Source organism: Denitraticella aggregata (assembly GCF_048158365.1).
In the GTDB taxonomy this organism is placed as follows: Bacteria; Pseudomonadota; Gammaproteobacteria; order Burkholderiales; family Rhodocyclaceae; genus Azoarcus_F.
Genome location: NZ_JBLLNL010000001.1, coordinates 396,890 through 421,711 on the forward strand (window position 1 = coordinate 396,890; position 24,822 = coordinate 421,711).

At 65.5% G+C, this 24,822-nt stretch carries 21 protein-coding genes; 6 read left to right on the forward strand and 15 right to left on the reverse strand.

What is annotated here, in order from left to right:
* Positions 1-25: 25 nt before the first annotated feature.
* The 4 genes from ACKVEX_RS01910 to ACKVEX_RS01925 are packed head-to-tail and all read right to left on the reverse strand — an operon-like array spanning position 26 to position 2,542.
* Entirely contained in the window at positions 26-982 is a 957-nt protein-coding gene (locus ACKVEX_RS01910; RefSeq protein ID WP_473213987.1) for an aspartate carbamoyltransferase catalytic subunit, read from the reverse strand.
* Positions 975-1,475, reverse strand: a complete 501-nt coding sequence (gene pyrR, locus ACKVEX_RS01915; protein ID WP_473213988.1) for a bifunctional pyr operon transcriptional regulator/uracil phosphoribosyltransferase PyrR — start codon at positions 1,473-1,475, stop codon at positions 975-977. The genes ACKVEX_RS01910 and pyrR overlap by 8 nt, the downstream gene beginning before the upstream one ends.
* The gene (ruvX, locus tag ACKVEX_RS01920) at positions 1,462-1,983 is read right to left on the reverse strand and encodes a Holliday junction resolvase RuvX (RefSeq protein ID WP_473213989.1); all 522 of its coding nucleotides are present in this window, start codon (positions 1,981-1,983) and stop codon (positions 1,462-1,464) included. The genes pyrR and ruvX overlap by 14 nt, the downstream gene beginning before the upstream one ends.
* Positions 1,976-2,542, reverse strand: coding sequence for a YqgE/AlgH family protein (locus ACKVEX_RS01925; RefSeq protein ID WP_473213990.1), 567 nt, complete (start codon positions 2,540-2,542; stop codon positions 1,976-1,978). Before ACKVEX_RS01925 ends, ruvX begins: the two co-directional genes overlap by 8 nt.
* 107 nt (positions 2,543-2,649) lie before the next feature.
* Here ACKVEX_RS01925 and ACKVEX_RS01930 point away from each other — a divergent pair, with 107 nt between their 5' ends.
* Positions 2,650-4,089: a cryptochrome/photolyase family protein gene (locus ACKVEX_RS01930; RefSeq protein WP_473213991.1), complete on the forward strand. Its 1,440-nt coding sequence runs from the start codon at positions 2,650-2,652 to the stop codon at positions 4,087-4,089.
* A gap of 57 nt (positions 4,090-4,146) precedes the next feature.
* On the opposite strand, the gene ACKVEX_RS01935 is transcribed toward ACKVEX_RS01930, so the two are convergent.
* The 6 genes from ACKVEX_RS01935 to ACKVEX_RS01960 all read right to left on the reverse strand — a co-directional run bounded on the left by ACKVEX_RS01935 (position 4,147) and on the right by ACKVEX_RS01960 (position 13,836).
* Positions 4,147-10,023: a hybrid sensor histidine kinase/response regulator gene (locus ACKVEX_RS01935; RefSeq protein ID WP_473213992.1), complete on the reverse strand. Its 5,877-nt coding sequence runs from the start codon at positions 10,021-10,023 to the stop codon at positions 4,147-4,149.
* A gap of 40 nt (positions 10,024-10,063) precedes the next feature.
* Positions 10,064-12,187, reverse strand: coding sequence for a methyl-accepting chemotaxis protein (locus ACKVEX_RS01940; RefSeq protein WP_473213993.1), 2,124 nt, complete (start codon positions 12,185-12,187; stop codon positions 10,064-10,066).
* A gap of 49 nt (positions 12,188-12,236) precedes the next feature.
* The gene (locus ACKVEX_RS01945) at positions 12,237-12,764 is read right to left on the reverse strand and encodes a chemotaxis protein CheW (RefSeq protein ID WP_473213994.1); all 528 of its coding nucleotides are present in this window, start codon (positions 12,762-12,764) and stop codon (positions 12,237-12,239) included.
* 6 nt (positions 12,765-12,770) lie between these two features.
* Positions 12,771-13,136 (reverse strand): response regulator, encoded by a 366-nt coding sequence (locus ACKVEX_RS01950; RefSeq protein WP_473213995.1) that lies wholly within the window; start codon positions 13,134-13,136, stop codon positions 12,771-12,773.
* Between the two features lie 25 nt (positions 13,137-13,161).
* The gene (locus ACKVEX_RS01955; RefSeq protein ID WP_473213996.1) at positions 13,162-13,545 is read right to left on the reverse strand and encodes a response regulator; all 384 of its coding nucleotides are present in this window, start codon (positions 13,543-13,545) and stop codon (positions 13,162-13,164) included.
* 138 nt (positions 13,546-13,683) lie between these two features.
* A complete protein-coding gene (locus ACKVEX_RS01960) occupies positions 13,684-13,836 on the reverse strand; it encodes a rubredoxin (protein ID WP_473214275.1) in 153 nt (50 codons plus the stop codon).
* 128 nt (positions 13,837-13,964) lie between these two features.
* Here ACKVEX_RS01960 and thiD point away from each other — a divergent pair, with 128 nt between their 5' ends.
* From thiD to hemL, 3 genes are all read left to right on the forward strand, one after another.
* Positions 13,965-14,849 (forward strand): bifunctional hydroxymethylpyrimidine kinase/phosphomethylpyrimidine kinase, encoded by an 885-nt coding sequence (thiD, locus tag ACKVEX_RS01965; protein ID WP_473213997.1) that lies wholly within the window; start codon positions 13,965-13,967, stop codon positions 14,847-14,849.
* Positions 14,839-15,480, forward strand: a complete 642-nt coding sequence (gene thiE, locus ACKVEX_RS01970) for a thiamine phosphate synthase (protein WP_473213998.1) — start codon at positions 14,839-14,841, stop codon at positions 15,478-15,480. Before thiD ends, thiE begins: the two co-directional genes overlap by 11 nt.
* 85 nt (positions 15,481-15,565) lie before the next feature.
* The gene (gene hemL / locus ACKVEX_RS01975) at positions 15,566-16,855 is read left to right on the forward strand and encodes a glutamate-1-semialdehyde 2,1-aminomutase (protein ID WP_473213999.1); all 1,290 of its coding nucleotides are present in this window, start codon (positions 15,566-15,568) and stop codon (positions 16,853-16,855) included.
* A 255-nt stretch (positions 16,856-17,110) separates the two neighbouring features.
* On the opposite strand, the gene mgtE is transcribed toward hemL, so the two are convergent.
* From mgtE to ACKVEX_RS02000, 5 genes are all read right to left on the reverse strand, one after another.
* Entirely contained in the window at positions 17,111-18,553 is a 1,443-nt protein-coding gene (mgtE, locus tag ACKVEX_RS01980; protein WP_473214000.1) for a magnesium transporter, read from the reverse strand.
* Between the two features lie 115 nt (positions 18,554-18,668).
* On the reverse strand, positions 18,669-19,361 hold the full coding sequence (gene mtgA, locus ACKVEX_RS01985; protein WP_473214001.1) for a monofunctional biosynthetic peptidoglycan transglycosylase: 693 nt from the start codon (positions 19,359-19,361) through the stop codon (positions 18,669-18,671).
* Positions 19,358-20,191, reverse strand: coding sequence for a shikimate dehydrogenase (gene aroE, locus ACKVEX_RS01990; RefSeq protein WP_473214002.1), 834 nt, complete (start codon positions 20,189-20,191; stop codon positions 19,358-19,360). The genes mtgA and aroE overlap by 4 nt, the downstream gene beginning before the upstream one ends.
* Positions 20,191-21,141, reverse strand: coding sequence for an energy transducer TonB (locus tag ACKVEX_RS01995; protein ID WP_473214003.1), 951 nt, complete (start codon positions 21,139-21,141; stop codon positions 20,191-20,193). The genes aroE and ACKVEX_RS01995 overlap by 1 nt, the downstream gene beginning before the upstream one ends.
* Positions 21,142-21,153: 12 nt before the next feature.
* Entirely contained in the window at positions 21,154-23,058 is a 1,905-nt protein-coding gene (locus ACKVEX_RS02000) for a ribonuclease catalytic domain-containing protein (RefSeq protein ID WP_473214004.1), read from the reverse strand.
* A 261-nt stretch (positions 23,059-23,319) separates the two neighbouring features.
* Between ACKVEX_RS02000 and ACKVEX_RS02005 the strand changes: the two genes are divergently transcribed.
* The gene (locus ACKVEX_RS02005; protein WP_473214005.1) at positions 23,320-23,841 is read left to right on the forward strand and encodes a DsrE family protein; all 522 of its coding nucleotides are present in this window, start codon (positions 23,320-23,322) and stop codon (positions 23,839-23,841) included.
* A 70-nt stretch (positions 23,842-23,911) separates the two neighbouring features.
* Positions 23,912-24,820 (forward strand): ZapG family protein, encoded by a 909-nt coding sequence (locus ACKVEX_RS02010; protein ID WP_473214006.1) that lies wholly within the window; start codon positions 23,912-23,914, stop codon positions 24,818-24,820.
* Positions 24,821-24,822: the final 2 nt, after the last annotated feature.

Here is a 24,822-nt window from a genome sequence, read left to right on the forward strand (position 1 = left end):
GTTCAACCGGCGATTGATCGGATGTTCATGCAGCGAGCATGCTCATGACGGCCATCCTGACGGCGATGCCGAACGTGACCTGCGGCAGGATCACCGCCTGCGCACCGTCGGCCACCGCGGAGTCGATCTCGACGCCTCGGTTCATTGGTCCCGGGTGCATCACGATCGCATCCGGCTTGGCCCGCGCGAGCTTCTCGGCCGTCAGCCCCCAGACCTTGTAGAACTCCTGCGGCGTGGGCAGCAGCGCACCGTTCATGCGTTCGTTCTGCAGGCGCAGCATCATCACGACGTCGACATCCTGGAGCCCCTCGCGCATGTCGTGGAATACCCGCACGCCCATGCGTTCGACCTCGGTCGGCAGCAGCGTCTTCGGGCCGATCACGCGCACCTCGGGCACGCCCAGCGTGGTCAGTGCGCTGATCTGCGAGCGCGCGACGCGCGAATGCAGTACGTCGCCGACGATCGCGACCGTCAGCTGCGTGAAGTCCTGCTTGAAGTGGCGGATCGTGTACATGTCGAGCAGGCCCTGGGTCGGGTGGGCATGGCGACCGTCGCCGGCGTTGATCACGTGGATGTCGTTGCGTCCGTTGGCGAACAGGTGCTGCGAGATCAGGAACGGCGCGCCGCTGGCCGCATGCCGCACGACGAACATGTCGGCCTGCATCGCGCACAGGTTGTCCACGGTGTCGAGCAGGCTCTCGCCCTTGGCGGTCGAACTGGTCGACACGTTCAGATTGACCACGTCGGCCGAGAGGCGCTTCGCCGCAATCTCGAAGGTGGTGCGGGTACGGGTCGAATTCTCGAAAAACAGGTTGAAAATGCTCTTGCCGCGCAGGATGGGCAGCTTCTTGACTTCGCGCTCGGCTACTTCGGTGAAGGGGGCTGCCGTGTCGAGGATCGCGGTCAGAATGTCGCGCGGCAGCCCGTCCAGAGTGAGCAGGTGCTGAAGTTCGCCGTTCTTGTTGAGCTGGGGGTTATGCATCGATCAGTCTCAGAGTCAGCATGCCGGAGTCGTCCTTCTGGAGCTCGAGGATCTGCGACGCGGGCAAGGGCTCGGGCAGCGTGTGGGCGCAATAGCGCGCCGCGATCGGCAGCTCGCGCCCGCCGCGGTCCACCAGCACCGCCAGCTCCACCGACGCAGGACGCCCGAAATCGAAAAGTTCGTTCAGCGCCGCACGCGTGGTTCGGCCGGTGTAGAGCACGTCATCGACGATGATGAGGTTCGCGCCTTCGACGTTGAAGGGAATGTCGGTGCGCCTGGCCTTGGTGTTCAGTCCGCGGGAACCGAAATCGTCGCGGTAGTAGGACACGTCGATGCTACCGGGCGGGTGGGTCAGTCCGAGCGCGGCGTGCAGTCGCTCGGCCAGCCACACGCCGCCGGTATGAATGCCGACCAGCATCGTGTCGGACCGGACCCGCGATCGCATCTGGTCGATCAGGGTGAGGCAAAGCGCCTCTGCGTCAAGACTCTTCATGTTGGAGACCGTCCAGGAACTGTTGCAGAATGAGCTGAGCGGCCACCGCGTCGAGTGTCTTCCTGCGGGCCTGCCAGCGCCGTTGTCCGGCGGCCTTCAGCGTGGTTTCCGCCTCCGCCGACGTCAGACGTTCGTCGCACTCGAAGACCCGGAGTCGATGGCGTCCGTGCAACTGGTTCGCGAAACGCCGGCAGCGCCGGGTCAGGTCATGTTCGCTGCCGTCCGGCTGAACCGGGATGCCGACCACCAGCGCAACCGGTTTCCATTCGAGGATCAACCGTTCTATCGCCGCGAAGCGGGCAGGGTCGGAGTCGACCGCGAGCGTAGCCAGCGGGTTCGCCTGGCCGGTCTCCAGTTCGCCGACCGCGACACCGATGCGGGCTACTCCGAAATCGAAACCGAGCAGCGAGCCGCGGCGGGTCAGCGGCGTTCTCGCGACGGGCCCGTCGGCACTGGCGGCCGGCTGTTGTGCACGGCGCGCGTCGACTCGCTCCGCAGCCTCAGGCATGGCCGGGGACCTCGCTGAGGTTCGCGAAATCGATGCCGAGCTTCTGCATCGCGGCGGGCAGGCGTGCCTCCGGCGGCGTGTCGAACAGAATCGTCAGGTCGGCCGGCACGGTCAACCAAGCATTGTCGACCAGTTCCTGTTCGAGCTGTCCCGCCGACCACCCGGCATACCCGAGCGAGATCAGCGTGCGTGACGGCATGCCGGTCGCACCGATCGCCTGAAGCACGTCCCGCGAACTGGTCAGCGCGATGTCGTCATTGACCCTCAGCGTGGAGTGCCAGTCACCGGGCGGGTGATGCAGCACAAAGCCGCGATCGGTTTGCACCGGACCGCCGAAGAAAACCGGCTGCTTCGCGATGTCGTCGGATTCCAGCCGGAGCTCTACCCGTTCGAAAAGTTTCTCGACCGTCATGTCGATCGGTCGGTTGACGATGATCCCCAGGGCACCCTGCTCATTGTGTTCGGCGATGTAGGTCAGCGTCCTAGCGAAGTTCGGATCTACCATCGCCGGCATCGCGATCAGAAAATGATGGGTCAGGTTTGCAGTGATCTCGCTCATGTGTTCATTTTACGCTTTCAAGGCCTCGGATGATCAGGTTCCTGCGTCGAGGAACCCACGCACCCGCGCATCATCCAACTGCGTCAGCCTACATTTCTGGAGCATCCATGTCCTCAGCCCTGGTCTGGTTTCGACGGGATCTGCGCAGCTTCGATCATGCCGCGCTTCATCATGCGCTGCGCAACTGCGAGCGCGTTCATTGCGTGTTCGTGTTCGATACCGAGATCCTGGATGCGCTGCCGAGCCGCGAGGACCGCCGGGTCGAGTTCATCTGGAACAGCCTGCGCGAGCTGGACGCGGAGCTGGACGCCTTGTCGCGGGCCGCGGGAGGAGGCGGTGCCGGCATGCTGGTGCGTCATGGCCGGGCCGATCGGGTCATTCCTGATCTGGCCGGCACGCTGGCGGTCGATGCAGTCTATGCCAATCGCGACTACGAGCCGGCCACCTGCGCGCGGGACCGACGGGTGGCCGAGCGGCTCGGTGAGTCAGGCGTCGTCTTCCGCGATTTCAAGGATACGGTGATCTTCGAGAAGGACGAGGTGTTGTCGCAGGCGACGCAGCCGTTCAGCGTGTTCTCGCCCTATCGCAACGCGTGGCTGAAGGCGCTGACGCCGGCGGCGATCGAGTCGTATCCGATCGCCGTACATGCGCGCGCACTCGCGCCGAAACCCGTGGGCGAGGGGCTGCCGGAGCTGGCCGACATCGGCTTCGCGCCGACCGATCTGAGCGCGCTGCGACTGCCGACCGGAATGTCCGGCGGGCGGAAGCTGTTCGACGATTTCTGCGCCCGAATCGATGACTACAAGCGTCTGAGGGACTACCCGGCGGTCAAGGGCGTGTCCTACCTGTCGGCCCATCTGCGGTTCGGCACCGTGTCGGTGCGTGAACTCGCGGCTTACGCCTGGGCCAACGGCAGCGCCGGCGCGCAGGCGTGGTTGGCCGAGCTGATCTGGCGCGACTTCTACCACATGATTCTGTGGCACCACCCGCGAGTGGTGCACGCCAGTTTCAAGCCGGCGTTCGATCGGGTGCGGTGGGATGACGCGCCGGCGCTGTTCCAGGCCTGGTGCGACGGGCGCACCGGCTACCCCCTGGTCGATGCCGCGATGCGCCAGCTCAACAGCACCGGTTTCATGCACAACCGCCTGCGCATGGTCAGCGCGTCGTTCCTGACCAAAGACCTCGGAATCGACTGGCGTCTTGGAGAGCGTTACTTCGCCGCCAGGTTGAACGACTTCGATCTGGCCGCGAACAACGGTGGCTGGCAGTGGGCGGCCTCCACCGGCTGCGATGCGCAGCCGTGGTTCCGGATCTTCAATCCGGTCACGCAATCCGAGCGCTTCGATCCGGACGGCCGCTTCATCCGTCGCTACGTGCCCGAACTCGCGCGCGTGCCGGACAAGTACATTCACGCGCCGTGGAAGATGGGCGGGATCGACGCGCAGGCCGCTGGAGTGCGGGTCGGGCAGGACTACCCGGCGCCGGTGGTCGACCACGCGATTGCGCGCGAACGCACGCTCGCGCGCTTCGCGGTGACCAAGGGCTGAATCCAGGCCGACCGGGGGGCGGACGCGCCCACTCCAGAATTCGGCGGCCCGGGTCGGTCAGGGCGCGCCGCTGATGTAGCGCTTCAACAACCCGAGCAATTCCTCCTCGTCGTAGGGCTTGCCCAGATACTGATTGGCACCGACCTTCATCGCGTACTCACGGTGCTTCTCGGCAAGCCGGGACGTGATCATGATGACCGGGACCGCCTGCGTGCGCGCGTCGGCACGGATGTTGCGGACCAGGTCAAAACCGTCCATGCGCGGCATCTCGATGTCCGACAGGATCGCATCCGGCACGGTATCGACCAGCTTCTCGAGTGCGTCGGTACCATCCTTGGCGCTGATGACCCGGTAGCCTTCGCGTTCGAGCAACCGGCCGGTGATCTTGCGCACGGTCAGCGAGTCGTCGACGATCATGACCGTCGGGGGCGGCGGTTCGGTGGGCGCGGCCAACATCGGCTGCTGCGGGGCGGGTGCGTCCGACGGTCCTATCCTGGTCAGGTTGCGGCTTGCAAGCGCGACCGGATTCAGGATCAGCACGATCTCGCCGTCTCCGAGCACCGTTGCGCCGGTGATGCCGACGATGCGCACCAGCTGCGGCCCTGCATTCTTGACCACGATCTCCTGGTTGCCGCGCAGCGCCTCGACATGCAGCGCCAGTGTCTGGGCGCCGGCCTGAAGCAGCAGCAAGGGGTTGAAGCGCTGCAGTTCCACCGTGGCGCCGACGTCGCCGAGAAGGTGCGGCATGAAACGGTAGGCGAAGAACTGTCCCTGCCATTCGACGCCGCCTTCGGCGATGATCAGCTCGAGCGCGTCCGACCGCAGTTCCATCACCTGCGTGATCATGCTGGACGGAATCGCGTAGCTGCGAGCGCCGGCGCGCACCAGCAGCGCCTGGGTGACCGCCAGCGTCAGCGGCAGGTAGATGCGAAACTCGGTGCCCTTGCCGGGCACGGACTGGATGTCGATCCGACCTCCGACGCCCGCGGTTTCCGCCTTGACCACGTCCATTCCGACGCCGCGCCCGGACACGGTCGACACGCTGCTGGCGGTGCTGAAGCCCGGCACGAAGATCAGGTTGGTCAGACGTCGCTCGTCCACGACCTCGTCCGCCCCGACCAGCCCCTTTTCGCGTGCCCTGGCCAGGATCGCGTCATGGTCCAGCCCGCGTCCGTCATCACGCAGCGTGATCGCGATTTCGTTACCTTCCTGGCTTACCGACAGCATGATTTCGCCGATCGGATCCTTGCCGGCAGCCTCGCGTTCTTCGGCCGATTCCATGCCGTGCGCCACGGCATTGCGCAGCAGGTGTTCCAGTGGCGCGGTCATGCGTTCGAGCACGCTGCGATCGACCTCGATGCGGCCGCCACGCAGATCGAGGTTCACCCGCTTGCCGAGCTCCTTGGCGCTTTGCCTGACGACCCGGTGCAGGCGGTCGGCGAGGCTCTCGAACGGTACCATCCGCACCTGCATCAAGGCCTGCTGCAGGTCGCGCGACAGACGTGCCTGGCTGTTCAGGGCCAGTTCGGCGCCATCGAGGTTGCGCAGCAGGTTCTGCTGCACCGTGGTGACGTCGCCGACGCTCTCGGTCATCATCCGGGTCAGTTCCTGCAGCCGGGTGTAGCGATCCATCTCTAGCGGATCGAAGTCGGCATGCTCGGACTCGGCCTGGGCGATGCGCGACTGCATCTGCAACTCTGCCTGGATCTCGACCTCACGCAACTGATTGCGCAGGCGGATCACGTTGTCGGTCAGGTCCAGCATCGAGCGCCTGAGTGTGCGCAGCTCGCCTTCGATGCGGGTGCGCGCGATGCCGATCTCGCCGGCTTCGTTGACGAAACGGTCCACCAGGTCTGCGCGCACGCGCAGGCTTGCGCCGCCGCCCGGGGCATCGGGGGCGGGCGCGGTTTCGAGTGCGGCGACGGTTCCGGCGATGTCCGGCTGGAGTGCGAGTTCGTCCGGATCCGTCGCGGCGGCGGCCACGGCTTCCGGCGCTCGCGGATGTGCGATCTGCTCGATCATCTGTTCGGCGGCGTCCAGCCCGCCGACCAGTTCCTCGATCAGCGCCGCGGTCGGACGACCGGCCTTCAGTGCCAGTTCCAGCCTGCTCTCGAGTTGATGGACATGTTCGCCCAGGCGCATCGCGCCCGCCATCCGGGCACTGCCTTTGAGCGTGTGAAGCAGCCGAGCCGTTTTCCCGGATGCTTCGATGCTGTCGACATCGTCACGCCACAGCCGCAACGCGGTATGCAGTTCGCCGAGCAGATCCCTGCCTTCCTCGAGAAAGAGCGGCAGCAACTGCTCGTCCAGATCGTCATGCACCGGCGCCGAGGGTTCGGGGACGGACCCCTGCGCCAGGGCCGGAATCGGTTTGAACGCGTCGGGTGCGGTTCGCGGGAAGATGACACCGGACACGTCCCGCTGACCGGCATCGGGCATGCGCCCACATTCGTCCAGCTGTGCCTCGAGTTCGGGAACGCTCAGCGGTAGCCGTTCGGCGGCGACGTCGGCGACCATGGCTTCCAGCGTGACCGTCGTCTGACGCATCAGCTCGGTCTGTTCGGCGGACGGGGCGCGCTCGAACTCGCGCAGGCGTTCGGTCGCGTGCTCCAGCGCTCGCGCAAGTCTGTGGATGGACTCGATGTGCGCGGTACCCGATATGCCGGCGAGCGTATGGACTGCGCGCAGCAACGATTCGGACGGTATCAGCGTTGGATTGCGCTGCAGTTGTGCGAGCGCATCGTGCAGCGTTGCAATATGTTCCTGGGCCTCGCCCAGGTAGAGCGCCAGCAGTGCGCGCGAGATGTCGGCATCACCGAGCCTGACGGTCGCCGCTGCGCCAGGCTGGGGGGGCGCCTCGAGGCCAGCCTCGGGCGGTTCGTCGAGGGAAGGCGTCTCCGCTGCCAGTGGCGTGTGCGCGTCGACCGGCTCGACCTCGGCTGCGGTCGCCTCGTCGTGTGCGGTCCCGCCGGTTTGCCCGGTCGGTGTTTCGGCGGATTCCGCAGGTTGGGCAGGTTCGGCAAATTCGGTGGGTTCGGTAACGTCGGTGGGTTCGGCAAATTCGGCCTCGCGCTGACCTTCCTCAGTAAGCGCGGCGTCGGTCGGCGTGGTCCCGGACTCCGGCGCGGCTTCGAGGTCGCCGAAGTCCATCACGGTGCCGGCCGTTTCGTCGGCCTGGACCGGTGCTTCCGCTTGCTCCCCAGCGCGAAGTATCGACTCCAGACTGGTGTCGGCTGGAAGCGCAGGTTCCGTCTGATCCATGTCCTCCGGCAGCAAGTCGGCCGCTTGCTCGGGCGTGTCGCCTGGCGATGCGACGTCTTCCGGCGTGAAGTCCTGCGCTTCGAGTGCGGGCCGCGCATCGGCTGCGCCTCGTTCCGGCAGCAGCGCCTCGTCCAGAGCCTGGAATCCGGGGTTGTGCTCGAGTTCGAAGCGATCGTCCGGAAGGTCTTCCTCGGTTTCGAGCGGCACGACCGGCGCTTCTGCGGGCGCTGCGAAGGTGTCGCCCGCAGCAGCCTGCATTGCCGTCGCCGAGGGCGCTACCACGCCGGTATCGGCGCGCTCATCATCGGTTCCAGACAGACGTTCGGCCTCGGCCACCAGCGACGATACGTCGCGTGCATGCCCCCGGCCGGATGCGATCTGCTCCACCCAGTCGGCGAAGAGTGGACGAGCGGTCGAGAGCAGCGCCATCAGCGCGTCCGATGGAGGCAGTTCGAGCTGCAGCCAGCGATTGAGGGTCTGCTCGATGGACCATGCGGCCTCGCCGAGTTCGGTCAGGCCGACCATGCGTCCGCTGCCCTTGAGGGTATGGAATCCGCGTCTGACCGAGGTCAGCGCTTCGCCGTCCGACGGGTCGGCGGTCAGCGCATCGAGTTGCTCGGTGATCGTGGACAGGACCTCCCGGGCTTCCTCGAGGAAGATGTCCAGAAGTTCGGCGTCGATCGCGTCATCGGACAGACTCGCGGCGGCGTGCTCGCGCACCGTCGGCCCGCCGAATGGCACCGATTCGAGACCCGGTGTCGCCTCGCTTGCCTCGAGGGCCTCGTCCAGTGACACGGGTTCGAGTTCCAGATCGAGATCGAACTCCTCCACGCCCGCTGTCGCGGCCAATGGCCCGGCCTCTTCCACCGGTTCGGGCGTGGCCCAGGGTTGGTCGGTCGTCTCCGTGAATGGGAAGATTCCGGGGGCCTCGGGTGCGCGCTGCATCGTCGCTGCGCGCTCGGCTGCAGCCTCCCCGGCGCCGCCCAGCGGCGCTTCGGCGCGTGTGGGCCGGGCAGGTTCGAGAAAACGGTCCAGCGTCGCCGGTCCATGCTGGAGTGCGTCGACGTAGAAGCCGAGTGCGGACAGGCGCTGGGCGAGGGATTCGAACTCGCCGGGCACCGGCTCGGCATCCTTGCTCGCGAGACGCGCCACCGTGTCGGTCGCCTGCCGCACCAATGCAATCGCCTCGTCCTCCCCCAGCAGCGTCAGCGCGCCCTCGATCTGCTTGAGCGGCTGGCTCAGTCCGGCCAGTGGGGCACGCTTTGCCTGATTGCGGAAGAAATCGTCGAGCGTCTGCTCGACCTGGCCGAGGTTGGACAGGATCTCTCTCGCGACCTGGGTCTTTGCCTGCTTCTCCTGCAGCTTGCGGGCGGCCTCCACGGTCGGAGAGTGTTCCGCGGCCTGAATCGCCTCACCGCGGGACAGTGCATCCAGCCGGTTCAGCGTGTCCCTGACCTGTTCATTGAAACCCGATTCCGGGATTCCACGACCGAGCGAGACCTCGGCCAGCAACAGCGCGGTCGCGACCTCGATTGCGATCGCATCCTGAAACTTCAGCGGGTCCTTGCGCAGCCAGGCGCCGAATTCGCCGATGCCGGCGAGCAGGCGATCGAATGCCGGCCGTTCGAGCGCCGCCGCCAGCCGCGTCAACTCGCCGACATGGGATTCAAAACGCGGCAACGCGATCGCCTGTCCGTCGCAGAACTCGTTCCAGGCCCGCTTGCATGCACCGAGTTCGGTGTTTAAGGTCTTGAGCAGCGGCGCGAGCGGAATCTCGGTGACGGTGGCCTCGGGTTCGGGAATCAGCGCATCCAGGGCCCAGACCTCACGCACGGCGGCCTGATGCTCGGTGCGCACCGGCGCCTGGCCGATCCAGTAGAGCAGTTCACGCATCAGCGCGTCCGGGACCGTGCGCGCGTTGCGCTGGAGCTGACGCAGCTCCCTGTCCAACTGGGTGCAGACGCGGCGAACGGCGACCTGTCCGGCCAGGTCGCCATGGGCGATGGCGGTGAACAGGGCCTGTGCCGCCCACCACAGCGCGGCCAGGGCCGGGCTGTCGAACAGGGCCTCGAGTTCGCTCGCGGCGTCCTGCATCGCGGCCGGGCCGGTCGTGTCAGCGCTGTTTTTCAGCCATTGCAGCAGTCCGCGCTCGAACTTGGTGCGCGATTTGCGCAACAGCTCCTGCCAGTCGGCTTCGGCCATCGGCGCGGTCGGCCGGCGTCGCGTCGGCCTGCGCGAGAGGTCCGGAAAGAACAGCGCGGATGGTGAGGCCGGTTTTTCGCCCTGGGCCGCCACGATCTCGGAATAAAGCGGCATCAACCGCATCGGCTGGTCGGGCGTACCCCGCACCAGTTCCTCGAGGTAGTTGGCGATGGAGGCCAGTGCCCGGCTGGCGATCGCGATCGTACCCTCGTCGGCCTTGCGTTCGCCCCGCGCCAGCATGCCGAGCAGTCGATCGAGCGTGCTGGCGAATTGCGTCAGACCGTCGAGCCCGACGATGGAGAGCGCGCCGCAGGCCTGATGCACATGCGTCTGGGCGAACTGGAAATCGCTCTGTGCCTCGGGCGAATGGCGGGCCTTGCCCAGCGCCTTATCCGCACGGGCGAGCGCAAGGTCGATCTCGCTCTTGACCCAGGTCAGTGGGCCGAGATCCAGTTCGGTGCTCTGATTCATCAACGCCTTCTCCGCCGCGCCTGTCCGGTTCGGCTCCTGATCACACCTTGAAACCGGACACGGAACCCTTCAGTTCGACTGCCAGATCCGCAAGCTCACCAATCGATACCGCGGTCTGCTGGGTGCCGCGGGTCGTTTGTTCGGTAATCGCGAGGATGTCCTTCATCGTAGTGGCCACGCGACCGGCGGTCGTCGCCTGATGTTGGATCTCGGTCGAGATCTGTTCGATCAGTTGCGCCGTTTCGCTCGAGACCTTGCCGATTTCGCTCAAGGCCTGGCCGGCCGCGTCCGACAGCTGGGCACCGTCGACTACGTCGCGTGTCGCGTTCTCCATCGCGCCGACCGCATCCTTGGTATCGGTCTGAATGGTCTTCACGATCGCCGCAATCTGCTTGGTCGCCTCGCCGGAACGTTCGGCCAGCCGCTGCACCTCTTCGGCGACCACGGTGAAACCGCGCCCGGCTTCACCGGCCGAGGCCGCCTGGATCGCGGCATTCAGCGCCAGCACGTTCGTCTGCTCGGTGATGTCCGAGATCAGCTCGACGATTTCGCCGATCTCCTGAGAGGATTCGCCGAGCCGTTTGATCCGCTTCGACGTTTCCTGGATCTGCTCGCGGATCTCCTGCATGCCCTTGATCGTGTTCTCGACCGCGTTGGTACCCTTCTGCGCGGCGTCGCGTGACCGGCGCGCGACCTGCGCCGATTGCAGCGCACGTTCGGACGACTCGGTCATCGACATCGCCATGCGCTGCACCGTGGTGCCGACCTCCTCGATCTCGCGCGTCTGGCGTTCGGTCGCGTCAAGCAGTTCCCCGGAAGTGCGCTGTGCCGATTCCGTGGCCGTGGTGACGCGGTTGGCCGCGTCGTTGATGCGGCGCACCAGCACCGACAATTCCTCGATGGTGTAATTGACCGAATCCGCGATCGCACCGGTGATGTCCTCGGTGACGGTCGCGCGCACGGTCAGGTCGCCGTCGGCGAGGTCACCCATCTCGTTCATCAGTCGCAGGATGGCCTGCTGCGACAGGTTGCGTTCATGCTCGGCGTTCTGGCGCTGACTGTCGGTTTCGGCCTGGCGGCTGGTCAGGTCCTGATTGTAGGCGCGCGCCATCATCGCAAGCACGATCAGACCGAGCAGACCGGTGGCCAGGATTGCCGCATCGATCGGTTTGAAGCCGCGAAATTCGCGGTCGTAGGCGTCCGCCAGATCCCGCGTTCGGGCATGAAGTTCGGTCGAGTCGGCAATCAGGTTGCTGCCGGCCTGCTTGGCCTGCACCAGGGCGGGGATGTTCGACACGATGCCGCCGACTGCGTCCAGCGTTTCGGCCGACGCCGCCTCGAGATCGCCGACGCGCTGGCGAATGTCGGCGTCGAGGACGGAGTGCTGCAGGCTGCCGAGCAGTTCGCGGAAACTGGCGGCGTCCGCGCCGAGTCGGTCGGCCGCGTCCGGGGTGATTGCACTGGCCGGCAGCAGCGCATTTGCATTTCTTGCAATGCGCTGGGTCAGCACGGCCAGGGCATTGGCCGCCGAGACTTCGCGCATGCTGGCGCCGGACTGAAGCTTGAGCGCCGCGACGCTCTCGGCGAGTTGCAGCAGCGCCGGGTCACGGGCATTGATGGTTTCGACCGCCTGATCGAGCGCGATCAGGTTCCCCTCCTGGTCGAGCAACTGACGCGCATTGGCCTCGGTCTTCAGCCAGGCAGCCCGCAGCGCTTCGATCTGCGCGGCGGTCGCGGTCGGGCTGGCGGGCACGTTGCCACCCCGCGTCTCCCCGCCATGGGAAAGGGCGTCGAGCAGCGTTGAAAAACGTGTGCTCACACCACGCAGTTCGCCGAATGCGGAGCGCTCGCCCTGCGATGACGACTGTCCAGCCCTGGCGATCTGCTGGGACAGCGTCTGGAGTTCCCCGGCTGCAGCGACATAGAGGGTCGCATGGGCAGACTGGCGCCCTTCATACACGAGCAGACCGGCGGTCGCGGCGACCAGCAGCGCGAAAACCACCCCGAGCGACTTGATCCGGCCGGACATCGGCCGCTGCTCGCTCACCACCGGCGCTGGGATGGACTGTCCGGGAGGGTCGCTCTCGAGGATGGTGGTGTCGGATGCCGAGTCGTTCTCGGACGGGTTCTTGCCAAGAGACGGTCCGGAAAGCTTGAAGGCCATATAGCGTGCTCCGCCGCAGTAGCGGGTTGTGGTGGATCGGTGTCGGTGATCAGTGCTCGCCCGGCCCAGCCTCCAGGAAGCGGGGATGGGCGATCAGCTTGCTCATGTTCAGTCGTAGCCAGACCTTGTTCTGCATGTCACGAAGCCTGCCGGCGACCCACGGTCGATCGTCGACTGGGCCACCGTCCTGCGTGTCGGGCTCGAAGTCTTCCGGGCTGTGCAGGCCGCTGGTCCGGGAGAAAAGCAGCGCACTGTTCACGCCATGACGTCCATGGATGAGCAACAGGCGGGCCAGACCGGACGGCATGATGGTCGAGCCGCCATGAAATGCGGAGAAATCGATGATGCCGTACAGCGAGCCGCGCACGCTGGCGATGCCGCGGAACCAGTTGCTGGTCAGCGGGACCGGGCTGATGGCCGGGACCGGCAGAATCTCGCCGGTATCGGTGAGGTCGACCAGCCAGTTCTCGCTCCCCGCCTCGACCCCGAGTAATGTACGTCGGTCGCTGGTGCGCGATTCGGCCAGCCGTTTGACCAGATTCTCCTGGAACTCCCGCAAGCTGATTCGTCTGGCCATCGTCGATCAATCCAGTTTCTGAATGCGGGAGATGAGTTCCGCATGGTTGATCGGCTTGATCAGGTAATCCAGCGCACCCTGTCGCATGCCCCAGATCCTGTCGGTTTCCTGGGATTTGGTGGTGCACAGGATGATCGGAATCGATCGGGTGGCCGGGTCCCGTGAAATCGTCCGGGTCGCCTGATAACCGTTCATGCCGGGCATGACGACGTCCATCAGGATGAGATCGGGCAGTTCGCTCTTGCTCTTGACGATCGCCTCCTCACCGTTGTCGGCGGTCAGGACCAGATAGCCCCGTGCCTTTAGGGCTTCGGTCATCGCAAAGCGCTCGGTCGGCGAGTCGTCAACGACGAGAATCTTCTTGATCGGCATCTCTATCCATCGTCAGTCGGACGGTTCAGTCTGCATTTGCGGCGTGGTGAGCCACGGCCTTGAGCAGACTGTCCTTGGTGAAGGGCTTGGTCAGATACTCGTCGGAGCCGGCCATGCGGCCGCGTGCGCGGTCGAACAGGCCGTCCTTGGAGGACAGCATGATGACCGGCGTCGACGACAGGCGCGGATTCTTCTTGATCAGCGCGCAGGTCTGGTAGCCGTCGAGTCGGGGCATCATGATATCCACGAAGATGACTTCGGGATTATGGTCCGCGATCTTCGCGAGCGCGTCGAAGCCATCCTCGGCCAGCACCACCTCGCAGCCCGCCTGGCTCAGGAAGATCTCCGCGCTGCGGCGGATGGTGTTGCTGTCATCAATGACCATCACCTTCAGTCCGGTCAGGTCCATGGCGTCAGTCCTCGATCATGCTGTGGCGGGGGGCTGTCCGGCGTCGATCGCGTCCAGCGTGCGGCCGGCGCGCCGAGATCGCTGACAGACGCCGGCACGGCGCCGGATGTCGCATGAGGCTCGGCACGCGCTCCAGCGTCATATCTCGACCATCTCGAAATCTTCCTTGCGGGCCTCGCATTCCGGGCACGTCCAGTTCGGGGGGATATCCTCCCACCGCGTGCCGGGTTCGATGCCTTCGTCAGGCAGGCCGGCGGCTTCGTCATAGATGAAGCCGCAGATCAGACACATGTAGGTCTTGAATTCGGGGTTTGCCATGGGGGGCTTGGCTTGAACCGTTTGGCGTTAGAATCGACGCCGATCTTACCCCATTTTCGTTTCTTTGCCAGAAGGCAACCCCGTGAAGGTTGGCGCCTGAGATGAGCTCTGCATTTTTCGCCGCACCGGCATCGGTGCTGACTTTCGGTTGTGCCGACGCGACCACCGGCGGCGGTATCCAGTCGGATGTGCTGACGATCGCGAGCATGGGGTGCCATCCGCTGTCGGTGGTGTGCGCGGTCGCGGTGCGCGATACACGGGGTATGGAGGAGTTGCTGGCGCTCGATGCCGATACCGTGGTGGCCCAGGCGCGGTCGATCCTCGAGGACATTCCAGTGCAGGCCTTTCGGGTGGGCATGGTCGGCAGCGTCGAGAATATCGCCGCGATCGCCGAGGTGTTGTCGGATTATCCGGAGTTGCCGCTGGTGCTCGAACCCGCGTTGTTCCATCTGGATGGAAACGAGGGGCTGGGCGAGGATTTTGCCGCCGCACTGGTCGAACTGCTGCTCCCGATGAGCGCCGTGGTGGTGCTGGGCCCGCATGACTTGGAGCGCATGCTGACGGCCTTCGACGAAGACGGTGACGCCGATGATGGCCTGTGCGACGAGGATGAGGACGCACCCATTCGTCCCGGTCCCGATATCGCCCGGGACGTCGAGCGCCTGATCGGTTTCGGCGCCGCGCATGTGCTGGTCACCGGCGCGGGAGAGCCGGGTCCGACGGTTGTCAATATGCTTTTCGGGTCGGGTGGCCGGATTCGGTCGGATGCGTGGGAGCGGCTAGGCGGTCACTACCTCGGTGCGCGCGCCACGCTGGCGAGCGCGGTCGCCGCGGCGCTCGCCCATGGCATGGATATGTCCGAGGCGTGTCGCGAGGCGCAGGAGTTCGTTTGGCAGGCCCTCTCGTCGGGCTACCGGATCGGCATGGGACTGGCCGTGCCGGACCGCTTGTTCTGGGCACGTGAGGCGGACCCGGATGAGCACTGAAGTGCGCCTGCGCGGCCTCTATCTGGTGACGCCGGATTGCGCCGACACCGCGTCACTGGCGGCCAGGGTCGAAGCAGTCCTCGCGGGTCGCCCGGCTTTGCTGCAGTATCGCAGCAAGCTCGCCTCTGAATCGCTGCGCCTCGAGCAGGCGCGTAGGATCGGGGACTTGTGCCGTCGCGCGCGGGTGCCATTCATCGTGAATGACAGTCTGGCGCTGGCGATGGCGGTCGGCGCCGACGGAGTGCATGTCGGACGTGACGATGGTGATCCGGCGCAGGTGCGTGCCGCGATCGGCCGGCAGCGTCTGCTCGGCGTGTCCTGCTATGACGACTGGTCCAGAGTCGAGGCCGCGGCGGAGGCCGGGGCGGATTATGTCGCGTTCGGCGCGATGTTCGCGTCGCCGACCAAACCGGCGGCGGTGCGCGCGCCGATCGAGCTGCTCGGGCGCCCTGCGGCGCTCGGGCTCGCCTGCGCCGCGATCGGCGGGATCACGCTCGACAACGCGTCGTCGCTGATCGATGCTGGCGCCGATCTGCTTGCGGTGATCTCGGACGTCTTCGACGCCGATGATCCGGCCGCGCGCGCGGCCGCGTACCGTGAACTGTTCGTGCGACCTGTCGGGCAGACGTGAGGCCCGCAGGGGCGCGAAGCGACTGGACCCGAACGGACTCAGCGGCGACAATGCCGACCCATACGAAAAGACCTATCGAGACGATATGAACAGCAGAAACGAAGCTCTCTTCACCCGCGCGTCCAGGACGATTCCGGGTGGCGTGAATTCTCCGGTGCGCGCCTTCAGGTCGGTCGGCGGCACGCCGCGCTTCATCGAGCGCGCCGAAGGCCCGAGGGTCTGGGATGCGGACGGCAAGTCCTACCTGGACTATGTCGGATCGTGGGGGCCTGCGATCGCGGGCCATGCCCATCCGGCGATCGTCGAGGCGGTGCGGGAGGCCGCGCTGCGCGGCCTGTCCTTCGGCGCGCCGACCGAAGCCGAGGTCGAGATGGCCGAGCTGATCTGCGCGTTGCTGCCGTCGATCGAGATGGTGCGCCTGGTCAGTTCCGGCACCGAGGCGACGATGAGCGCGATCCGGCTCGCGCGGGGCTTCACTGGCCGGGACGCGATCGTCAAGTTCGAAGGCTGTTATCACGGGCATGCGGACAGCTTGCTGGTGAAGGCCGGATCCGGCCTGCTGACCTTCGGCAATCCGTCGTCCGGTGGCGTGCCGGCGGATTTCGCAAAGCACACCATCGTGCTCGACTATAACGATCTGCAGCAGGTCGAGGACGTGTTCAAGGCGCGCGGCAAGGACATTGCGGCGATCATCGTCGAGCCGATCGCCGGCAACATGAATCTGATCAAACCGGCGCCCGGTTTCCTGGAGGGGCTGCGGCGGGTGTGCACCGAGTACGGCGCGGTGCTGATCTTTGACGAGGTGATGACCGGCTTCAGGGTCGGGCCGCAGGGCGTGCAGGGCCTTTACGGCGTCACGCCCGATCTGACGACCCTGGGCAAAGTCATCGGTGGCGGCATGCCGGTGGGGGCCTTCGGCGGGCGCCGCGACATCATGCAGGCGATCGCGCCGCTGGGCCCGGTGTATCAGGCCGGAACACTGTCGGGCAGTCCGGTCGCGGTCGCGGCCGGCATTGCGTCGTTGAATCTGATTCGTGAGCACGGTTTCTTCGATACGCTTACTGCGCGCACCACGCAGCTGGTCGAGGGTCTGCACCAGGCGTCTGCGTCGGCCGGCATCCGTTTCTGTGCCGATTCGGTCGGTGGCATGTTCGGCGTGTATTTCGGCGACAGGGTGCCGGGCTCGTTCGCCGAGGTCACCGCATGCGACAAGGACGCCTTCAATCGCTTCTTCCACGCGATGCTGGACGCCGGTCATTACTTCGCACCCTCGGCGTTCGAAGCCGGATTCGTGTCGGCGGCCCACACCGAGCGCGACATCGATTCCACCGTGGCCAAGGCGGGCGAAGTGTTTGCGGCAATGGCTGCCGGCTGAGCCGGTTCCCAGAATCCGCGCGACGCAGCGATTCGGGATGGCGGTGGCCCGCTCGGCGACTCAGCCCTAGCGCATGCCGCTGTTGGCGAGCGTAGCGTCCGCGATCCCTGCTGTCTGAGCGCGAAGCGCGAGTTCAGGGATCGCAGCGAAGCGAGCCTTACAGCGGTAGCGCGAGTGGCTGTCGGAGCCGAGCGGGCCACCGCCATCCCGAATCGCAGATTGACCCGTAACAGGATTCCCGAGCGCACACCCCGCTCACAGCAGGAAGATCGTCGCCAGCCCGAGGAAAATGAAGAAGCCGCCCGAGTCGGTCAGCGCGGTGATCATCACCGAGCTGCCGAGAGCAGGGTCCTTGCCAAGGCGGGTGCGTATCATCGGGATCAGCACACCGGCACTGGCGGCGAGCAGCAGGTTCAGCGTCATCGCCGAGGTCATGACCAGGCCGAGCGGCCAGCTGCCGTAAAGCCACCACGCCATTGCGCCGAGAAAGCCGCCCCAGAACACGCCGTTGAACAGCGCGACGCCCATCTCCTTGCGGATCAGGCGCCGCATCGCGCTCTGCTCGACCTGACCCATCGCGATCGCACGCACGATCATCGTGGTCGTCTGGTTGCCCGAATTGCCACCGATGCCGGCGACGATGGGCATCAGCGCGGCCAGCGCGACCAGTTTCTCGATCGAGTCCTCGAAGGCGCCGATCACGCGCGACGCGATGATCGCGGTGACCATGTTGATCGCCAGCCAGGCCCAGCGGTTCTTCACCGAATCCCACACCGACGCGAAGATGTCCTCTTCCTCGCGCAGACCGGCGTTGCTGAGGATCTCCTGCTCGGACTCCTCGCGGATGTAGTCGACCACGTCGGCTACGGTCAGGCGTCCGATCACCCGCTTCTCGCCATCGACCACCGGCGCGGAGATCAGGTCGTAGCGCTCGAAGGCCTGGGCCGCGTCGCTGGCATCATCCTCGGGTTCGAAGCTGATTACCGGTTCGGCGCGCATCACGACGCCGACCTGTTTTTCCGGGTCGTTGATTAGCAGTTGCTCGAGCGTCAGGATGCCGCGCAGGTGCTCGTCGCGATCGACGACGAACAGTTTGTCGGTGTGGTCCGGCAGTTCCTCGAAACGGCGCAGGTAGCGCAGCACCACTTCCAGGCTGACGTCCTCACGGACGCTCACCATGTCGAAGTCCATCAGCGCGCCGACGGTGTCCTCCGGGTAGGACATCGCCGCGCGAAGCTGCTCGCGGCCTTCGGTGTCGAGTGACTGGAAGACGTCCTGTATGACTTCGGGCGGGAGGTCTGGCGCCAGGTCGGCCAGTTCGTCCGCATCCAGCGATTCGGCGGCCGCCTTGAGCTCCTCCGAATCCATCGTCTCGATGAGCGATTCACGCACCGCGTCCGAGACTTCGAGCAGGATCTCGCCATCGCGCTCGGCCTTGACCAGATTCCACAGGAACAGGCGGTCCTCGAGTGGCAGGGCTTCGAGGATGTACGCGATGTCGGCGGGATGCAATTCGTCGAGGCGGTTCTGCAGTTCGGCGATGTGCTGCCTATGGACCAGGTCCTCGACCAGGTCGTGCCGTGGCATGTCCTGGCGCAGCACGAGGTCTTCCACCAGCTTCTGGCGCGACAGCAGCTCCTGCACCTCACGCAGATGCTGCTGGACGTCGTCGGGATGGCGTTCCTCGTTGGCGGACATGCGTGCCTCTTCGACCTGGGGCGCAAAGATCCAAATTTTACGGGCTTGCCGTTGCGCACGCGAACGTATTTCGTTCTTCGATCGGAAAATTCCCGTCACCGCGCGATGGGTGCGCTCATGGAATCCTGGAGTACACCATGCGGGCCCGCAATCGCTCGGCATGCCTGCTCATGGTTGGGCCGAACTCGCGTTCATAGCGTCGCGGATTGGGCAGCTTGACAGCCAGCCGGCTCGCCTCGCCCGGACCGAGCCGGTCCGCCGACAGGCCGAAATAGCCTTGCGCCGCAGCCTCGGCACCGAAGATCCCCTCGCCCCATTCGACCACGTTGAGATAGACCTCGAGAATGCGACGCTTGCTCCAGGTCGATTCGATCATGACCGTGATCACGGCCTCCTGCAGCTTGCGCAGGTAGCTGCGCTGTGGTGACAGGAACAGGTTCTTTGCCAGTTGCTGGCTTATCGTCGAGCCGCCGGCGGCCACCGCTCCACGCGCGCGGTTGCGCTCGATCGCATGCTGCATGCCCTGCCAGTCGAATCCGCGGTGATTCAGGAAATGATCGTCCTCGGCCGCAACCACCGCGCGCTTCAGATGCACCGAGATCCGTTCGTACGGCACCCATTCATGCCGTAGTGTCGCGTCCGGATCGTTCCTGCGCAGCTCCGAGAGCTGCAGCCGCATGAAGCGCGTGCTGGCCGGGTCGTTGTTCTTCCACCACAGCACATGTGCGAAGAACCAGGCCTGCACCAGTACGACGAGCAGGAACAGCGTGGCCATCGCCCACCCGAGGCGCCGCAGCACCTTCTTCATGCGCGTGCGAGGCTGTTCCGCAGGTCGCTCAGGACCGGGGCCGTGTCGGGGCGAACACCGCGCCACAGAAAGAAGCTCTCGGCCGCCTGCTCGATCAGCATGCCCAGTCCATCGGCCACACGTGCGGCGCCGTCCGCACGTGCCGCCGCCAGGAATGGCGTGTCACCCCTACCGTACATCATGTCGTAGGCCAGCGCGTCCGGTCCGTATACACCCGCAGGCAGGGGCGGACGCTGATCGGCGAGGCTCGCCGCGGTCGCATTGATGACGATATCGAAGCTCAGCCCGCCGAGCGCTCCGAATGCGCTTGCGCGGAGCGTGACGCCGACCGCATGTGGGGTGAAGCGCAGGACGAGTTCTTCGGCGCGGCTCAGGGTTCGATTCGCGATCACGAGCTGGCTAGGTGCTTCGGCCAGCAATGGCAGCACTGCACCCCGGGCCGCGCCACCCGCACCGAGGAGCAGGATCCGTCGGCCGGCGAGCGGGCAGCCCAGGTTGTGGATCAGATCGCGCACCAGGCCGGCGCCGTCGGTATTGTCGCCGAACAGGCCCGATTTCGAGAACGCGAGGGTGTTGACCGCGCCGGCGGCCTCGGCGCGCTTGGACAGCGTGTCGGCCAGTGCATGCGCGTCGAGCTTGAACGGCACGGTCACGTTCAGTCCCCGACCACCGGCCGAACGGAAGGTCCGGACCGTATCGGTGAACCCGTCGAGCGGCGCGAGCAGGGCCTCGTAGCTGAGGATCTGCCCGGTCTGCTGCGCAAAGGCGCGATGTATCTGCGGCGATTTGCTGTGGGCGACCGGATTCCCTACCACTGCGTAACGGTCCATCAGCGTGAGGTCCTGAGTTGGTCCGAGTTCGTGAAGGTCCAGGTACGGGTGATCTCGATGATGTCGGTATCGACCCGGATGTCGGGCGGAAAAGCCGCGAACGGTGCGGCGAGTTCGACGATTCGAACCGCGGCCGCATCCAGGACCGGTTGTCCGGAGGAGCGCTGCACCTCGACCTTCTCGATCGAACCGTCCGCGCGGATCACGACCGACAGCATCAGGCTGCCGTACAGCCGCCCACGTGCGGCTTCCGGATAGTTCAGGGTGCCGACACGTTCGATCTTCATGCGCCAGTCCTCGACATACTGGGCGAACCGGTACTCGCGGGTTCGGGCACCGATGAACTGCTTGCGCGGCCGTTTCGCGAGTTCATTCAGGCTGCGATCGATCTGCGCTTCCATGCGCGCGATGCTCGCGATGTTGCTCATCAGGTCGAGGCCGGAGACCGGTGCGGGAGCCGGCTCCCTGGGCGGCTCCGGTTGCGGGCGTGCCTGTGCGATGCGCGGCGCGGGACGCTCGGCCGGGGCCGGCCGGGTCAGTACTTCCTTTTGCACCGGCCTGGGCTCCGGGGGTGCGGCCCGGGTGTCGATCAGCGCGTCGCCGTCCTGACGGGTCTCCTGCGGCGGGACCGGCGTGCTGGGGCGCTCGTCGAGGTCGGTGGTGCCGCCTCCATCGAGATTCGCCTGGGCCAGCACGTCGGCCTGTTCGGGTGGACGGGCATGGCGGGCATTGACGAGCACCACGTCCAGTGCCCTGTTGTGCGCACTCGTCTCCTGGCGTTCCGGCAGGCCGAAATGGATGCTCAACAGGAACAGGTGCAGCGCGATCGACAGGACCAGGCCGATCTGTAGCCGGCGGTCGGAACGGATCAGGGTGAGCAGGCCCGCCGCCACGCCGGTGGGCGTCGGCGTTCGGTAAAGCGGGGTCGCAAAGGTCTGGGCGTTGGGCATCTGCCGACCTCGTCAGCCTTCGAACAGCGCTTCGTTTTCCGCATCCGGATCGGGTTCGGCCAGCGTCGCGACGAACCGGGCATGCACCTCGACATCCACCAGGTCGCTGCCTTCGATCGCCAGGCGAATGCGCGATCCTGGCATCTGCAGCGGCAGGGATGGAACCTTGATCACCAGCGGTATGTTTTCCAGTTTGACGACATTGTCGCGCAACACGCGTGCCTCGACCTCGGGCGCCGACTGTTGTCGCAGCCAGCGCAGGCACCAGTAACGCTCCATATGGCGCTGAAACTCGGCATAGGCGGCATAGGTGAGCTCGAAATCGCGCATTGCGGCGAACAGGTCGGGCGACTTGGGTGCGAACGCCGGTTCCGCGCCGGACAGCAACGAAATGATCTGCCATTGATTGACCAGATCCACATAGCGACGCAGCGGCGAACTCGACCATGCATAGCAATCGACGCCGAGGGCTTCATGAGGTTCCGCCGACGTGCTCATCCTGACCTTTCCGCCATTCTGCACCCGGTACAGACCCGGGATGCCGGCCTTGTCGAGCATCTTGCCCCAGGTGGCATTGGCCAGAATCATCAGCTCGGCAACCAGTTTGTCGAGCGGCGATCCGCGGCGGCGCTGACTGATCGTGACATAGCCGGGGCCGTCCGTCGTCTGCGTGTGCCAGTCGACATAAAAGCTGAAATCCACCTGGTTCTGGTTGGCGCTCGGCTTTCCGCGACCGGCTTCGAGCACGGTCGCGAGATCCCACAGCAGGTTCAGCTCGCGCTTCCACGCGAACTCGGGTAGTCCATGCTCCAGCGTGTCTTCGTTGAACACCGGTTCGACGTCGTGATGGCGCAGATTTGCGACGATCGGGACGCGCTCCAGGCGGCTCTCGTGTCCGACGATCGCGAGCGCGGGCGTCACGTCCAGGTACAGCGAAACCGCAGGGCACTGCCGTCCTTGTGCCAGCGTGAAACGCTCGACCAGTTCATCCGGCAGCATCGTGATCTTGTTGCCCGGCATGTACACGGTCGACAGACGCCGTCGCGCGATTGCGTCCAGCGTCGAACCGCGGCTGAACCCAAGCGCCGGGGCCGCGATGTGGATGCCGATGCGCCAGCCGCCGCCTTCGCGCGGCGTGACCGAGAAGGCGTCGTCGATCTCGGTGGTGGTGGCGTCGTCGATCGAGAACGCGCGCACGTCCGCGAGCGGCAATTCCGGATGCGGGTCTGGCGGCTCGTAGGCCGGGAAGGCCGTACCCTCCTGGAAATACTCGAACAGAAAGCGGTTGTAGTGAAAATCGTGGCTCGACGCGAGTGCGCCACACCTGAGCAGCAGGCGCGCGGCGGACAGCCCGCTGTCGACGCAGGCGGCCTCGAGCGCCTTGGTTTCGATCCGGTTGCGATCCGGCCGGTACAGGAGTTGCGGGATCATCGCCTGAAGTTCGTGCGGCAGGCGGCCTGCGACCAGTTCGGCCCGGATCTGCTCCATCGCTTCGGCCTGCTGGCGTTTCTTTTCGAGGCCTGCCAACGCCGCCTTCAGAATGTCCTCCGGCGCCTTGCGAAATTGTCCCTTGCCCTTGCGATGGAAATAGATCGGCGCCGAATGCAGGCGCAGCAGGATGCTGGCGGCCTCGACCGGGGTCGGGGTTCGCCCGAAATACTCGGCCGCGAACGCCTCGAAACCGAACTCGTCCTCGCCGCAGACTTCCCACAGGAAGTCGGTGTCGAGCTCCTCTGCACCGGATTCCGCACGGTCGAGCAATTCCGTCGGCGACGGCTCGCGGAACTTCATCAGCACGTTGCCGCTCTTGAGCTTCACACGCTTGCCGTGGGAGGTCTCCACCTGCAGTGAATTGTCGTTGTCGGCGAGGACGGTGCCCGCCTTGAACGCGCCGCTCTCTTCAAAAAGCACAAACATCAAAAACCGCCAAGAATGATTCCAGATGCACAGTTTAACCCGGATGATCCGCGCCATTGGGCTCGATTCGGGGCAGCGGGTTCGGGCCGGATCGTGATCGGGCGAGGCGGCTCCGGCGGCACCTCACGTGATCACCGTCGGCACGAATGCGGGCAATGCATCGATCATGTACGCTTCATGGACAGGGCAAACGGCGTATACTTTCGCGACAATACAAAAAGATGCTCGAGAGACCATCGCACCGTCCGACGAGGAGACCCGATGATGAAGCCCGCAAACCTTACCGCTCACCCGCTGGCGAGACTCGCCGGAATGTCGATGGCGGCGCTGATGCTCGGACTGTTGATGTTGTCTACCACAGCCGCGCGTGCCGACGAAGCGCCCAAGGTCGTCTATCACGCGGATTTCTCGGATCCGCGCCGCTTCAGCGCGATGCTGACCAGCATCAACAACATGGTCACCCATTACCAGAACGAGCTCGTTGACTACGACGTGCGCGTCGTGTTCGTCGCGCACGGCATTCGTTTCCTGACTGACGACACGTTGGCCGGTACGCCGTTCGAGGAAGATGCCGGGATGGCCGAGCGGCGCGAGAACAACGCGAGCCGTCTCAACAGCCTCAGAACCGTGCAGGGCGTGAAGCTGGAACTGTGCGACATCACGCGGGCCCAGATCGGCCTGGATCAGGACAAGCTGTACGATGGGGTGAATATCGTCCCTTCGGGCGTGGTTCGGATCGCCGAACTTCAACGCGACGGCTTTGCTTACATAAAGATCGAGTAAGGGTGGTGGCCCCTGGACGCGTCCGGGGGCCGCTGGTCGAGACAGAAGTGCTGAATGTCCAGGGGGGGATATGACTGAGCAGATGGGTTGGATCTTGGCGATTGCGGCGGTGATTGTCGCTGCGGTGATCAGTTTTTTCGTCGGACGCCGGTCCGGTAGCTCGAAGGAGCGGATCGAAGAACTCGAAACTGAAGTGACCCGGCAGAAGGAGGAGATCTCGACCTACAAGCAGGAGGTCGAGTCGCATTTCGACAAGACGGCGACCCTGTTCGTGTCGATGGCAGGATCGTACAAGGATTTGTTCGAACATCTGTCGAGTGGCTACGAGAAGCTCTCGGAAGGTTCGGCACGCGAACTGTTCAAGGAACGCGTGGCCGCGCTGCTGCTCGATGGGCCGAAGAGCGCGGAAGGCAGCGGAGCCGGCAAGAATCCCGGGCCGGATGAGAGCCCGACGGATGACAAGTCGTCGGCACACGCGAATCGGGACGAGTCCGTCGAGAGCGGAGCGGCAGACTCGGCGGCAGGCACGACCCCGGATGAGGAAGGGGCCGCTCCGGCCACAGCGTCCGGAAGCGACGATCCGGCTGAACCGAAGGCGGCTGAACCGAAGGCGGCTGAACCGAAGGCGGCTGAACCGAAGGCGGCTGAACCGAAGGCGGCCGCGGACGACCCAAGTGTGAAACCTCGGGCGGATGCGACGGAGATCGTCACCGAGACGGCCAAAGCCAAGTCAGAAACGGGGTCCGAAGCCGGATCCGCAGCTGGCAAAGCATCGACGTCGGAGCCGGACTCCGCACCCGAGTCGACAGTCGAAAAGGCGGCGCGCAAGCGGACCGATGTAGCGCGCGCTCAGGCGTCGCCGACCGACGGTTCCGAGCTTGGCTCGCAAGAGGCTTCTTCGGAGGCCGGTGGAACGGACCGGCAAGCAGGGCAGGGCGACGACAAGGGTGGTGACGCCAAAACTCGACCCGGGAAATAGTC

Excerpts from the sequence above, each read along its gene's own strand:
- ACKVEX_RS01910 (WP_473213987.1), bottom strand. The coding sequence starts at position 982 with ATGCATAACCCCCAGCTCAACAAGAACGGCGAACTTCAGCACCTGCTC.
- pyrR (WP_473213988.1), bottom strand. The coding sequence starts at position 1,475 with ATGAAGAGTCTTGACGCAGAGGCGCTTTGCCTCACCCTGATCGACCAG.
- ruvX (WP_473213989.1), bottom strand. The coding sequence starts at position 1,983 with ATGCCTGAGGCTGCGGAGCGAGTCGACGCGCGCCGTGCACAACAGCCG.
- ACKVEX_RS01925 (WP_473213990.1), bottom strand. The coding sequence starts at position 2,542 with ATGAGCGAGATCACTGCAAACCTGACCCATCATTTTCTGATCGCGATG.
- ACKVEX_RS01930 (WP_473213991.1), top strand. The coding sequence starts at position 2,650 with ATGTCCTCAGCCCTGGTCTGGTTTCGACGGGATCTGCGCAGCTTCGAT.
- ACKVEX_RS01935 (WP_473213992.1), bottom strand. The coding sequence starts at position 10,023 with ATGAATCAGAGCACCGAACTGGATCTCGGCCCACTGACCTGGGTCAAG.
- ACKVEX_RS01940 (WP_473213993.1), bottom strand. The coding sequence starts at position 12,187 with ATGGCCTTCAAGCTTTCCGGACCGTCTCTTGGCAAGAACCCGTCCGAG.
- ACKVEX_RS01945 (WP_473213994.1), bottom strand. The coding sequence starts at position 12,764 with ATGGCCAGACGAATCAGCTTGCGGGAGTTCCAGGAGAATCTGGTCAAA.
- ACKVEX_RS01950 (WP_473213995.1), bottom strand. The coding sequence starts at position 13,136 with ATGCCGATCAAGAAGATTCTCGTCGTTGACGACTCGCCGACCGAGCGC.
- ACKVEX_RS01955 (WP_473213996.1), bottom strand. The coding sequence starts at position 13,545 with ATGGACCTGACCGGACTGAAGGTGATGGTCATTGATGACAGCAACACC.
- ACKVEX_RS01960 (WP_473214275.1), bottom strand. The coding sequence starts at position 13,836 with ATGTGTCTGATCTGCGGCTTCATCTATGACGAAGCCGCCGGCCTGCCT.
- thiD (WP_473213997.1), top strand. The coding sequence starts at position 13,965 with ATGAGCTCTGCATTTTTCGCCGCACCGGCATCGGTGCTGACTTTCGGT.
- thiE (WP_473213998.1), top strand. The coding sequence starts at position 14,839 with ATGAGCACTGAAGTGCGCCTGCGCGGCCTCTATCTGGTGACGCCGGAT.
- hemL (WP_473213999.1), top strand. The coding sequence starts at position 15,566 with ATGAACAGCAGAAACGAAGCTCTCTTCACCCGCGCGTCCAGGACGATT.
- mgtE (WP_473214000.1), bottom strand. The coding sequence starts at position 18,553 with ATGTCCGCCAACGAGGAACGCCATCCCGACGACGTCCAGCAGCATCTG.
- mtgA (WP_473214001.1), bottom strand. The coding sequence starts at position 19,361 with ATGAAGAAGGTGCTGCGGCGCCTCGGGTGGGCGATGGCCACGCTGTTC.
- aroE (WP_473214002.1), bottom strand. The coding sequence starts at position 20,191 with ATGGACCGTTACGCAGTGGTAGGGAATCCGGTCGCCCACAGCAAATCG.
- ACKVEX_RS01995 (WP_473214003.1), bottom strand. The coding sequence starts at position 21,141 with ATGCCCAACGCCCAGACCTTTGCGACCCCGCTTTACCGAACGCCGACG.
- ACKVEX_RS02000 (WP_473214004.1), bottom strand. The coding sequence starts at position 23,058 with ATGTTTGTGCTTTTTGAAGAGAGCGGCGCGTTCAAGGCGGGCACCGTC.
- ACKVEX_RS02005 (WP_473214005.1), top strand. The coding sequence starts at position 23,320 with ATGATGAAGCCCGCAAACCTTACCGCTCACCCGCTGGCGAGACTCGCC.
- ACKVEX_RS02010 (WP_473214006.1), top strand. The coding sequence starts at position 23,912 with ATGACTGAGCAGATGGGTTGGATCTTGGCGATTGCGGCGGTGATTGTC.